Raw genomic sequence first — 12,900 nt, forward strand, 5'->3', positions numbered from 1 at the left:
AATAATAACGCTGCGCCATAAAAAATAGCGCCAGCCCTTTTTTTATAAGGTCTGGCGCTATTATAAGAACAAATGACGGCTAAATACTACCAGCGTATGGTAACAAACCGACTATTTATACCGATTTGCCAATTGAGCCGCTTTTAAAGCGTTCTCTTGTTGTTCGGCGATGAGAGAATCGCATTTATTAGGGTCATCACCGCAGTACGAGCATTTCTCATTGCCCATCAATTTGGCAACACCGCCACAAGACCCTCTAAGCGGCTTTTTATTGACCATATAACCGATACCCATAAAGATAAAAAACAGCATGAATACGGTAAAGGTGATAGCAAGCATGGGAAGCAGTTGGCTAAGCATAGAGGAGACCTCGCGTTAAAAGTAGGACGGTTATCTGTGTGATAACCTCTTAATAGTATAGCAAAAATTCATCTTGTCCGTTTGAGCTTCTCAGCTTAGTAAGACAATTTCAGAAAGATACCGAATTAGCTTCTATTAGTGTTTTTAGATTTAGCTGGACTTTTTATCAGCACGTAATGCTTGCATAGCAGGTGTTTGCACCACTTGCCAATCATCAATGCTGTCCGCAGCTGCTTCTTCTATGCTCACACCATCTGCCAACACGACAAACAATGCCGCTATGTTTTGCTCCTTGGCGACGCTCAAAGCTTTTTTGTAAGGCATAGCAGTTAAGGCGGTTGCCCAAGCATCAGCCAGCGCGACGGTGTCTGCCGCGACGGTTACCGATGGTGCACCACCTACAATTGGCTCACCTGTAGTCGGGTCAATGGTATGACTGTAGTGCTTACCATCAAAGACGACTGAGTTGCGATAGTTGCCAGAGGTCGCTAGATGCATCGTGTTGCCATTATTTATCGGTTGGCGAATCACTGCCATAGTTTGACGCTCGCTGACGGTACTACCTTCAATCGGTGCATCAATCGCAATTTGCCAAGGTTGTTGTTGCGCACTGACACCAGAGTTGCCACCTCACCACAATCTCAACCATATAATTGCGAATTTGATAATTGTTTTTTAGCACATCAGCGATGACATCGACACCATAGCCTTTAGCCACTGCTGAAAAATCAAGCCCAATGCCATCTTTGGCTTTATAGATAGTCTTATCTTTTTGAATGATACTTTCAAAGTCGACCAAGGCTTTGGCTTGCGCAATCTCAAGCGCCGTCGGTGGACTTTGCAAACGCTCAACGGTCATCGTGCTACCAAAGCCCCAAGTGTCTATCAATGGCATCACTGTAGGATCAAAGGCACCACCCGATAGATCATAAACTTGTCTTGAAGCTACCAACACATGATTAAATCTTCATCAATGGTATAGGCTCATCTTTGTCTAATTGATTAAATTTAGAGATGGTAGAGTCCGCTTGATAAGTGGACATACTGTCATTGATATCTTGCAGGCGCTTATCGATGGCTGCTTGTATAGCCGCTTCATCAGCGCCTTTAGGCAACTGATAGCTAATATGATAGCTGGTGCCATAGTCTCACCGCTCAGATTATTATAATCGGTCTTTTGCTGGCAAGCGCTCATCCCTAGTGCAGTGCTTATAGCGATAATAGGTAGTAGGGCGGTATTCATCGATTTGACAGAAAATGAGAGTGGTATTGATTTTTGTATGCTTGGGTTTTTTCATATGAGTCATCACAACTTGATATAGCGAAGGGATAAATGAGGCGTTAGCTATTAAATAAGCTAAGCGTGCCTATTTTACACCCTTGTCACCATAACGCCAATTGTCGGCTTAAAACATTTTCAGATATTGATTGCTATGTAATATATATAGCTAAAATACCTAAAAAAGCTACGGTAGGGCTGGTATGAATTTTTTGCGGTCTATGTAGGCATAGCAAGCAAGAAAAATTAGTACCAGCCGTACGTGATGTAGCGATATAACATGTCACTAACTATAGTTAATTACATGCTAGATTTATTTGACTTGCGACTCACGAATGAGCTTATAAAGTTTGGGCGGTGATAGGCGATTAACCTTGGTGGCGAGCTTTTCTTTGCGACCAGCAACGATAATATACTCTTCCCCTTTAGTAAGGGCTTTGACGACTTGTTTAGCAAAGCTAGTCGCCGTCAGACCTTTATTGGTTGCCGCATCCATCGTCCCTTGTGCACTACCATCACCAGTCAAGGCATTAATAGAGATATTGGTTTGAATAAATCCTGGGAATATCGTTGCTACTTCTATTCCTTGTTCGTGGCAGTTCAGCACGCAGACTGTTTCGCCCACATATGAATAGCCGCTTTAGCAGCACCATAAGCACCGCGATATTGTGTACCTAGTAACCCTGCAACACTTGATATCATCACTATTTTGCCGCCACCTTGTGCGAGCATATCTTGGCAATACCAATCTGCTCAGACGCGTCTGTGCAAAATAATCTATCTCCATAATTTGTCGCTCGACGTCTTCAGTGTATCCATGATAAGCGCGCGTTGACTGATACCCGCATTATTAATCAGCCAATCGATTTTTCCTGCTTGAGTTTTAGCGGTAGCGTATGCTTGTTTTACTTGCTCAGCATCGGTTATATCAAAAGGATAACGATATGGTTTTTGCTATTTTTACAGCGGCTTTTTACCAGTGCTAGTTTCTCTTTATCACGTCCACTTAGAATAATACGAGCGCCGCGTTTGGCAAAGGCGATGGTTAATGCTTCACCGATACCGCTTGACGCGCCTGTTATCCAAATGGTCAAATCTTTATAGTTGGTTTTCATAGGAATCCTTTCCGTTTCGCCCATAAAAAAAGAGCCTCATTGAGACTCTTAATTTAGCATATATTATTCTGTTAATTGTGGTTGCTTAACGATTAAGCTTAACCACCCTAATTAACCACCAAAGTCATCAAGCATGATATTTTCATCTTCAACACCCATGCTGTGCAGCATATCGATGACCGCCGCATTCATCATCGGTGGCCCACACATGTAGTATTCACAATCTTCTGGATTTGGATGGTCTTTGAGATATTCCTCTAACAAGACATTATGGATAAAGCCTGTATAGCCATCCCATTATCTTCTGGTAATGGATCAGACAATGCCACATGCCACTCAAAGTTAGCAAACTCTTCTTCTAGCTGATCATAATCTTCAACGTAGAACATCTCACGAATAGAACGCGCGCCATACCAGAAACTAATCTTACGATCAGAGTTGAGGCGTTTGAGCTGATCGAAAATGTGCGAGCGCATCGGTGCCATACCAGCACCACCACCGACAAATATCATCTCAGCTTCGGTCTTTTTGGCGAAGAACTCACCATAAGGACCGGATACTGTGACTTTATCACCAGGTTTTAGGCTAAAGGTCCAAGAAGACATTTTTCCCGGTGGAATACCATCAGGACCGCGCGGCGGCGGACTGGCAATACGAATATTAAATTTGATTAAACCTTTTTCATCCGGATAGTTAGCCATTGAATAGGCACGGATAACAGGCTCATCAACTTTTGAGACGTATTTAAAGATGCCAAAGTTATTCAATCGTCTTGATACTCTTCAGCAATATCAAAGTCTTTATAATGCACTTCATGCGTGGCGCTTCTAGCTGTACATAACCACCAGCACGGAAGTTCACTTCTTCGCCATCTGGAATCTTCAGTACCAATTCTTTAATAAAGGTCGCAACGTTATCATTAGAGATAACCTCACATTCCATTTTTGTACATCAAAGAATTCAGGATCGATCTCAATTTTCATATCTTGCTTAACGGCTACTGACAAGCAAGACGCATATGATTGCGAATCTCACCTTGGGTAAAGTAACCTTCTTCGGTAGGCAGAATAGATCCGCCTCCTTCAATCACGCGGCAACGACACTGGGCACAAGTACCACCGCCACCACAAGCTGAAGATAAGAAAAATGCCTTCGCTTGCCAATGTCTGTAGCAGTTTGCCGCCTGCAGGTGTTACAACGTCATTCTCGGGATTATCATTAATATGGATAGTAACATCGCCTGAACTGACCAGTCGTGAGCGCGCTGCCAAAATAATGGCAACGAGACCCATGATGATCAAGGTAAACATAGCAACGCCACCAATCGCCGTAGCGTAATCCATGGTAGGTATCCTTAATCTATGGAGTAGGGGAGCGAAAAGACGTCATTGCGTTTTCTCTGAACCCCTACCGAATAAATGAATTAAATAGGTCAAATCGCTAAATAAGCTTTTAAGCTCAGCGGTTTAAATTGACATACCGCCAAACGACATAAAGCCAAGTGACATCAGACCAACCGTGATAAAGGTAATACCAAGACGCGCAGCGGCGCTGGAATGTCTGAGTATTTCAATTTTTCACGAATACCTGCCAATGCGGTAATCGCCAGTGCCCAACCAAAGCCTGCGCCGACACCGTACACCACTGATTCACCAAAAGTTATAGTCACGTTCTACCATGAACAGTACGCCACCTAAGATGGCACAGTTAACGGTAATAAGTGGCAAAAACACACCGAGTGCGTTATACAGACTTGGGACGAACTTATCCAAGAACATCTCTAGAATCTGTACGGTGGCAGCAATCAAAACCGATATAACTGAGTAAGCCTAAGAAGCTTAAGTCAATATCAGGAAAACCTGCCCATGCCAGCGCACCATCTTTTAGGATGAACTGGAACAGTAGGTTATTTAGCGTACGGTAATGGCCATCACGACAACGACTGCTACCCCAAGACCGATAGCGGTTGAAACCTTTTTGATACGGCTAAAAAGGTACACATGCCTAAGAAGTAGGCCAGCGCCATATTCTCGATAAAGACCGAGGTTATAAATAAACTGACATAATGTCCCATTAGTGACCGCCCCCTTGAGCCATGCCTTTAGATTGCGGCTTCATTACAAATTCAGCGTCTTCGACCTGATCAGGTTTCCATGTACGGATAATCACGATAAACAGGCGATAATAAAGAATGCTGACGGTGGTAGTAACAATAAACCATTTGGTACATACCAGCCACCATCGGTCGCAGTTTGTAGGATAGTGATACCAAACCAGCTGCCTGCACCCAAGATTTCACGAATACTTGCGACAAATAGTAGTACGGCTGAATAACCCAAACCGTTACCGATACCATCCAAGAAACTTGGAATAGGCGGATTGCTCATGGCAAATGCTTCAGCACGTCCATGACGATACAGTTGGTGATAATCAAACCAACAAATACCGACAAGCCTTTACTCACATCATAAGCGACCGCTTTTAGTATCTGATCGACCAAGATAACAATGAAGCAATAATCGTCATCTGCACGATAATACGAATACTCGATGGGATTTGCTTACGGATGATAGAGATAAAAAAGCTTGAAAATGCGGTGACCAAGGTCAATGCCACGCTCATCACCAGTGCATTTGCTACACTGGTCGTTACCGCCAATGCCGAACAGATACCTAATATCTGTAGAGCAATAGGGTTATTGTCAAAAATGGGCGAGGTTAAATACTTTTTGTATCAGCCATGTTATGCCTCCTTGCCGTGTGCTGCTGGTATCACTGCTACCAGTTCGGTTACAGAATGCGCCTGCTGTTGATGTAAGTTTTGACCCAGTTTTTTATACGGGCTTTGACTTGCTTTTACTTCAGCGTCTACCAGTGTTTTACCACTTTCTTCACGCAGCTGGTCTAAGTATGGCTTATAGCCTTGCTCACCCAACCAAAACTGAATCATGTTGCTGACGCCGCGACTGGTCAAAGTTGCACCACTAATACCGTCAACCCAGTTCTCTTTTGGATTACCAGCTTTGGTCACGCCAGTAGCAACGGCACCTTTGTCATCATAAGAGTGAATACCACTCCACATCGCACGCCATTCTGGCTCTTCGATACGAGCGCCTAGACCTGGAGTTTCTTTATGGTCATAGAAACTGATACCTTTGATGGTATTCATGTCGCTTTCAAGGGTTAAGAAACCATAGATAGTACCCCAAAGACCGTAGCCTTGGATCGGTAGTACCACTATTTCAGGTTGTCCAGCGTCATCATTTTTGACATAAACTTTGGCATATTTAGGCTTACGACCGATACCGGCAGGATCATTACCACCCAAATCTTCACTCAGTGCTTTATTTTTAGTTGCTTGGCTGGCGTCATAAGCATTACGGTCAGGGATGCCAGCAGCGGTCAGCGCGTCATCATCAAGGTAGTTGCCTTTATTTAGGTCAACGATTTTTACCTCAAAATCTTTAAAGCGCTCCGCCACATCTTCATTGGTATCGGACGCCGGGTCAAACATACCAGCGGCAACCAAGATGTTTTTATTACGGTCTAAGCGCGCGTTTTCTACTTGCGCAGGCTTTAGACCCACAGCCGCAGCTGAGACCAATACCGAACACACCAAGCATAGCGTCAACGCCACACTGATGGTTTTTGCGTTATTACTTTTGGGCTTGGACATAGCGAACCCTCCGAGCAGTTTGGCGTTTGATATTTGCTTGAGTGACAAAATAGTCAAACAGTGGCGCAAATAAGTTAGCAAATAAAATGGCTAGCATGATGCCTTCTGGGAAAGCTGGATTAATGACACGAATCAATACGGTCATAAAACCAATCAAGATACCGTAAGCCCAGCGCCCTTTATTGGTATGCGCAGCAGATACTGGATCAGTTGCCATAAATACGGCACCAAAAGCAAAACCACCGATCACTAAGTGCCAGTAAAACGGCAAGCTCATCATCATATTGTCTTCAGAGCCAATCATATTAAACACAAGAGATGTGGCAATCAGACCCACCACACAACCTGCCATGATGCGCCATGAGGCAATGCGCGTCCAAAGTAGGACAGCAGCACCCATTAAGATAGCTAGCGTCGATACTTCACCGATACTGCCTTGCATGTTGCCTAAGAATGCATCACTCCACGTGATGGCATTGCCATAAACATCTACAAAATCTTGTGGAACGACGCCGAGCGCAGCAAGACCAAGTGGCGTTGCACCTGAGAAACCATCAACCGCGGTCCATACTGAGTCGCCTGACATATAAGCCGGATAAGCAAAGTATAAGAACGCACGACCCGATAGAGCGGGATTAAGAAAGTTTTTACCCGTACCACCGAATACCTCTTTTGCCACGACCACACCAAAGATAATACCTAAGGCAACTTGCCATAATGGGATATCGGGTGGCAGACATAGTGCAAACAGTACAGAGGTAACAAAGAAGCCTTCGTTGACTTCATGACCACGGACGACGGCAAAGATAATCTCACAGAGAATACCAACCCCAAAGGTCACAAGGTAAATCGGTAAGAACTGCATAGCACCGTAGACGAAACTTGCCCAGATACTGTCTGGGTTGTAGCCTGCCATACTGGTAATAATGGTGCGCCAGCCTTCAGGCTGTAAGCCAAGGGTTGCAATCGCAGTCAATGCTTGATGACCGATATTGTACATACCCCAAAACATTGCTGGGAAGGTACATAACCAGACGGTAATCATAATACGCTTAAGGTCAATACCGTCGCGCACATGTGATGATGCGTATGTCGTTGAGCTTGGTTGACGCAAAAAAGTATCAAACATCTCAAAGATAGCGTAGTATTTTGTGTGTTTGCCACCCTTGGTGAAAGACGGCTCCATACGATCGAACATATTGTGTAAAAATTTCATCGTGGTTAGCCCTCCAGCTCAATGCGCGTTAAGTTATCACGCAAAATATCGCCGAATTCATATTTGCCAGGAGATACGAAGGTGCATAATGCTAAATCTTCTTCGTCCAATTCAAGTACACCCAAATCTACAGCCGTGATAATGTCTTCGACAATCAAAGCACGCAATAGCTGGGTTGGCAGATAGTCTTGTGGCATGACTTCTTCATAGACACCGATTGGCACCATCGCTCTAGGTGAGCCATTGCTCGTGGTGGTGAAGTTATATTTTTTGCCACCAAAAAACTGCGAAATATAGATAGGCAGTTTAGAGAAGCGGTTGACCCCTGGCGTAAAGAAGTGGAACGCTGGACGCTCACGACCTTCTGCTAGCACACTGACTTGATTATCAAAGCGACCAAGATAGGCAATATTGCCAAATACTTGACGCCCAGACAGCACTGAACCTGAAATCACACGGTTCTCGCCAGCTGTCAAATTACCTTTGGTCAAGGCAGCAATATCCGCACCGCGTTCAGTGGCGATGATATGAGGATTACTGACAGCAGGACCAGCTAAGCTCAGTAGGCGACGCGTATATAAACGACCGCTGGTAAATAGCTTACCAATCGCAATCACATCTTGATAACCAATCGTCCAGACGCTAGTGCCGCGCATGATAGGGTGCAAGAAATGAATGTGCGTGCCTGCAAGACCAGCAGGGTGTTTGCCAGCAAAGCTATGATATTCAGTGACATTATTAGCTGCGGTTTTGGCAACTGGCGTCAACGAACTATTGCCATGATGGCAGACAAAGGTCTTGGGGCTGAGTGTTGACAAGACAGCAAGACCATCATTGAACGCCTGCAGTTGCTCGTTAATCAGCAGCATCGGGTCAAACGCCAACGGATTGGTATCCATGGCGGTGACGAAGATAGCATGAGGACGAGCACCGATTTCAGGAGCACGGCTATAGGGACGCGTACGAAACGCCGTCCATTCACCAGAGGCAAGCAGTTGGGTTTCAACAACTTCAGAATCTAGGTCAGCAAGTTGCTGGGAGTCGTAGCGCTGAAATTCTACTTCCGCACCATTTGGGTCGACCGCAATCACAAGACTTTCAAACACACGACGTTCACCGCGTTTGATCGCGATGACTTTACCAGCAGCAGGCGCAGTGTAGATAACGCCAGCCCGTTTTTTGTCTTCAAAAACGGGTTGACCTTTTGCTACGATATCGCCTTCTTTGACATTCATCGTCGGCTTCATACCAACGTAATCATAGCCAATAAGTGCCACATGGGCGGGTCTGTGCTCAGATATCTCGCGGGAGGGTTCACCAGTGATGGGTAAATCCAAACCTTTCTTGATGGTAATCATAAGCGAAAACTTAGTCCATAGTCTAAAACGATACCAGACGTCCTGTGTGGTATATCGGCAGCATGAATGGTAACGCCATCACTAAAACAACCAAATCATATCTTATAAAAAGACAGCGATAAGGTTTTTAATAATGACACTTCATGACTACTAGTAAGAGTATTAACGCTGACCTTAGACTCCTTAACAACACGTTAATGTCTTATTCGAATGACCAAAGTGGCGACTGGCTACCAAGGTGTATACTAAAACACTGCAATCTAATTCTCATCTCTTAAAGAAATGGTGTTAGACAAAATACGGTTTTACCATACGATTTATTAAAATCTTAAAATCCATACTATTTGTGAGATTTAAGCAGCACCACCCATTTGCTTAAATACAAATGAGAGATAAATGACTTATGATACTGAGTAGAAGCTATCTAAGCGCTATTGAATAACCTATGATTATAGGATAAATATTAGGACTGAGTAACAGCCGTTGCTAAGCAAAACGTTTAATAGCGTATCAATACCGCATTATCATCTATCTTGCAATGATCGAAACCATCTATAGGTAGCAGACGATCCGGCTTTATCGCACAAATACAAATTTACCTAGGATTATACGCTAAACTGACCTAAAATTGCCAGTTGGTAATCGAATTTACCCAATGTTGCTAGTAATCCTTTGTGGTAAAACTTATGGTTATGACTGTCTGTTTTCTGCTGCAATAGAGAGAAAACTTTAGTTGATTTTATGACTAGAGTACTTACATCATTTTTAAATCACTATCATGCTTATACATCTTTGGTAGTGAATTGACTTTATCGTGACCTGTTTAAATTGGCAGTTCTAGACATTTTATATTAAGTTTGTGTTTAAATGGCTCTTGTAAGCTAACCTACCTCCAAGTTTTGATTATTAATATCGTTTTATAAGGAATCCTATATGTGCGCTGTCCCTGTGATTATCCCTGCTATCGATCTCAAAGATGGTAAGTGTGTGCGCTTAAAACAAGGTCGTATGGAAGATGATACGGTATTTTCTGATGACCCTGTGGCGATGGCGGCACGTTGGGTAAAAGAAGGCGCGCGCCGTCTGCATTTGGTCGATCTAAATGGCGCATTTGATGGGATTCCAGTGCATAAGCAAGTGGTGCATGACATTGCAAAAGCTTTTCCTAAACTGCCAATTCAATTGGGCGGTGGTGTGCGCAATATGCAAACTATTGAGCAGTATATTACTGCTGGTCTGACCTATATTATTATCGGTACCAAAGCGGTTGAAGATCCGGATTTTGTTGCTGAGGCGTGCCGTGAGTTTGCTGGACACATTATCGTTGGTATCGATGCTAAAGATGGTATGGTCGCAACCCATGGTTGGGCAAACGTGACTGACACCAAAGCCACTGAACTTGCCAAACGTTTTGCTGATGTTGGCGTGTCTTCTATCGTCTATACCGATATCGCCCGTGATGGCATGATGCAAGGCGTTAATGTCGAGCAAACCGTCAATTTGGCACGTGAAGGTGGCTTACCAGTGATTGCATCAGGCGGCGTCACCGATATGAAAGATATTGAGTTGTTAAAACCTTATGGTGATTGCATTGAAGGTATCATCACTGGTCGTGCTATCTATGAGGGCACGTTAGATTTGGGCGAGGCACAACTTTATTTGGACGGTAAATAATATTTGAAAAATACGCTTATCAGATTTTGAATAGATAAGGCGTAATCAAGGATGCTTATGGCCACTTATTTTGACTGCATTACATCACGCAAGTGCCAAAAAATGTGGAGTCAATGGCTGTTGCCATTAAGCATCCTATTAAGTTTACCAGCTTATGCCGCTCAAGAAAGCGAAACTGTTAATCCTACTGTATTAGACAGTAATGCTGCCAAGCCTGCGCTTGATAGCAACGCATTACCTAATGCGGCTAATGACATTAATAGCACCCCTCTTCCTAGTAATACTCCTGAAAGTGGCACTTTGCCGGCTCAAGCGCCAGCTGTACCACCTCCGTTGATACCTATTTCAATTGAACCTACACCTCCTATCGATGGCGAGAGCAGTAATAACACTCAAATCGAAACCGCTCAAACTGTGCAACATGATAATGACATCCGCCAACGTATCAGTGGGATATTCTCAGAAATTGAAGGCTTGCAAGCAATTAATGTTGGTGTCACTCAAGGCGTTGTTACTCTAACCGGTGAAACACCCAACGAGAAAAAAGCCCAACAAGCCATTAATCTTACCAATCGTTTGACAGATGTTGTCACAGTTGAAGATAAGATTAACCGAACGCTTGATGTTCAGGATAATGTCACGACGGTTTATCAAAGCATCAAAGCTCAAGCCAAAAACCTTATCAAAGCTGTGCCGTTATTATTGGTCGGGATTATTTTATTTGCTTTAGTAACTTGGTTTGGTAGTTGGTTGTCTAATCGGCAAAAAATGTGGCAGCGCCTAACGCCCAATCCTTTTGTTGCAGAATTATTGTCGCAGACTGTCAAAGTTATCTTTATTATTTTGGGGCTTATATTAGCACTAAGCCTGATCGGCGCGGAGACGATTTTGGGAACGCTACTTGGCGGCGCTGGGGTCATCGGTATTGCCGTTGGTTTCGCGGTTAAGGATACTATTGAAAATTATATTGCCTCTTTAATGCTCAGTATTCGCCAGCCATTTCGCGCCCGCGATCATATTTTGATTAATGCTCAAGAGGGAATAGTGGTGCGCCTGACGTCGCGCGCGACTATTTTAATGACGTTAGATGGCAATCAATTACGTATTCCTAATGCCGAAGTATTTAAAGCCACGATTTTAAATTATACCAAAAATCCTGAGCGCCGCTTTACCTTTGAATTAGGCGTTGATGCCAATGACGATCCGCTTGCTGCCATCAAAGTGGGTATCGATGCGATTGCTCAATTGGGTTTTGCCTTAGATAAGCCAAAAGTCACTGCGATTATCAAGGAGGTAGGCGACTCAAACATTATTTTGCAGTTCCAAGTATGGGTCAATCAATCAGAAGCTGATTTTTCCAAAGCCCGCAGTATAGCTATTCGCGAGACCAAGCATGCTTTAGAAGATGAAGGTTTTAGCTTACCTGAGCCAATTTATCAGTTACGCTTTAACCATAAACTAGAACAAGCGTTTGAGTATTTCCAAAGCAGTCGAAATGGTGATAAGTCTCAAGAGGACATAACAGTAACGCCTATCATCGTTAAGCCTTCTAATGATTCTAAAATAGCTAATGACGCTCAAGCGGCTGAAACTACGATTGAAGATAAAGATAAGCAACAAGCAAAGGCGCGGGCGAAGCATATCTTGCAAGGTCGGAATGCCGATCAAGTGCTTGATGCGCGCCCTGACGAAAAGCTAATGGAAAAGGTTGAACAGGAAATTGCCGAAAATTCAGATGAAACTGATTTATTAAGTAATAGTAGCCCGCAAGAGTAGCGTTGAATACCAACTATAAAAATCGGCATAGAAAATGCAGCGAAATGTTTATCTACATTTTATCGAACTAGACGAGACATTTTTATGCAAATGAAACATCTGATTATATTCGCGGTCGTTGGTATGGTTGTGTTATTGGGTTTTAATGTCATGAATGGCAGTCAACGTGAACAAAACCGAGAAGTTATAGCAGCGAGTAGTGAGGCAGCTGTATCTGAAAATAATGGTTCTGATACGAGAAATGCTAATGCCAGCGATACATCAGATATCGCAAGCAAGCCCTTAGGTCAGCAGCCGAAAGCCATTCTAGATGATGCTACTACCAAGATCGATCAGGCACAGCAAGCAGATGCTGCGCGCTTAGAGCAAATGAGTCCTGCGGAGCAGTGATAGATCTATTATTAGAAAACTGAAGACACAAAAAAGGCTAACGATAACGTTAGCCTT

Annotated in this window: 8 protein-coding genes and 5 pseudogenes; 3 read left to right on the forward strand and 10 right to left on the reverse strand. The window is 43.7% G+C overall.

The features are described from left to right. Positions 1-111: 111 nt before the first annotated feature. From nqrM to OEG80_RS00050, 10 genes and pseudogenes are all read right to left on the reverse strand, one after another. Positions 112-360 carry a (Na+)-NQR maturation NqrM gene (gene nqrM, locus OEG80_RS00005; RefSeq protein WP_263241184.1) on the reverse strand — a complete coding sequence of 83 codons (249 nt, stop codon included), beginning with the start codon at positions 358-360 and terminating at the stop codon, positions 112-114. Between the two features lie 150 nt (positions 361-510). Beyond that, positions 511-1,603: pseudogene (locus OEG80_RS00010) on the reverse strand (FAD:protein FMN transferase). Positions 1,604-1,952: 349 nt separating this feature from the next. Next, complete coding sequence (locus OEG80_RS00015; RefSeq protein ID WP_263241186.1) at positions 1,953-2,264, reverse strand: hypothetical protein; 312 nt, start codon at positions 2,262-2,264, stop codon at positions 1,953-1,955. After that, positions 2,240-2,778, reverse strand: a pseudogene (locus tag OEG80_RS00020) (SDR family NAD(P)-dependent oxidoreductase). The gene OEG80_RS00015 and the pseudogene OEG80_RS00020 overlap by 25 nt, the downstream one beginning before the upstream one ends. An 87-nt stretch (positions 2,779-2,865) precedes the next feature. Continuing rightward, positions 2,866-4,097 (reverse strand): annotated as a pseudogene (gene nqrF / locus OEG80_RS00025) (NADH:ubiquinone reductase (Na(+)-transporting) subunit F). A gap of 123 nt (positions 4,098-4,220) precedes the next feature. Further along, positions 4,221-4,828 (reverse strand): annotated as a pseudogene (gene nqrE, locus OEG80_RS00030) (NADH:ubiquinone reductase (Na(+)-transporting) subunit E). 91 nt (positions 4,829-4,919) lie between these two features. After that, a pseudogene (locus OEG80_RS00035) lies at positions 4,920-5,463 on the reverse strand (NADH:ubiquinone reductase (Na(+)-transporting) subunit D). A gap of 33 nt (positions 5,464-5,496) precedes the next feature. Beyond that, positions 5,497-6,429, reverse strand: a complete 933-nt coding sequence (locus OEG80_RS00040) for a Na(+)-translocating NADH-quinone reductase subunit C (RefSeq protein WP_149492261.1) — start codon at positions 6,427-6,429, stop codon at positions 5,497-5,499. Further along, on the reverse strand, positions 6,410-7,645 hold the full coding sequence (locus tag OEG80_RS00045) for an NADH:ubiquinone reductase (Na(+)-transporting) subunit B (protein ID WP_011514726.1): 1,236 nt from the start codon (positions 7,643-7,645) through the stop codon (positions 6,410-6,412). The genes OEG80_RS00040 and OEG80_RS00045 overlap by 20 nt, the downstream gene beginning before the upstream one ends. 5 nt (positions 7,646-7,650) lie before the next feature. After that, positions 7,651-9,003 (reverse strand): Na(+)-translocating NADH-quinone reductase subunit A, encoded by a 1,353-nt coding sequence (locus OEG80_RS00050; protein ID WP_263241188.1) that lies wholly within the window; start codon positions 9,001-9,003, stop codon positions 7,651-7,653. A 933-nt stretch (positions 9,004-9,936) separates the two neighbouring features. On the opposite strand from OEG80_RS00050, the gene hisA reads away from it, so the two are divergent. The 3 genes from hisA (at position 9,937) to OEG80_RS00065 (ending at position 12,843) form a co-directional block, all read left to right on the forward strand. Then, complete coding sequence (gene hisA / locus OEG80_RS00055) at positions 9,937-10,677, forward strand: 1-(5-phosphoribosyl)-5-[(5-phosphoribosylamino)methylideneamino]imidazole-4-carboxamide isomerase (protein WP_011514724.1); 741 nt, start codon at positions 9,937-9,939, stop codon at positions 10,675-10,677. Positions 10,678-10,734: 57 nt separating this feature from the next. Beyond that, positions 10,735-12,453: a mechanosensitive ion channel family protein gene (locus OEG80_RS00060; RefSeq protein WP_263241190.1), complete on the forward strand. Its 1,719-nt coding sequence runs from the start codon at positions 10,735-10,737 to the stop codon at positions 12,451-12,453. A gap of 84 nt (positions 12,454-12,537) precedes the next feature. Next, the gene (locus OEG80_RS00065) at positions 12,538-12,843 is read left to right on the forward strand and encodes a hypothetical protein (RefSeq protein WP_133104063.1); all 306 of its coding nucleotides are present in this window, start codon (positions 12,538-12,540) and stop codon (positions 12,841-12,843) included. The last annotated feature ends 57 nt before the right edge of the window (positions 12,844-12,900 follow it).

Origin of the sequence: Psychrobacter sp. SC65A.3 (genome assembly GCF_025642195.1) — a bacterium.
In the GTDB taxonomy this organism is placed as follows: domain Bacteria; phylum Pseudomonadota; class Gammaproteobacteria; order Pseudomonadales; family Moraxellaceae; genus Psychrobacter; species Psychrobacter cryohalolentis.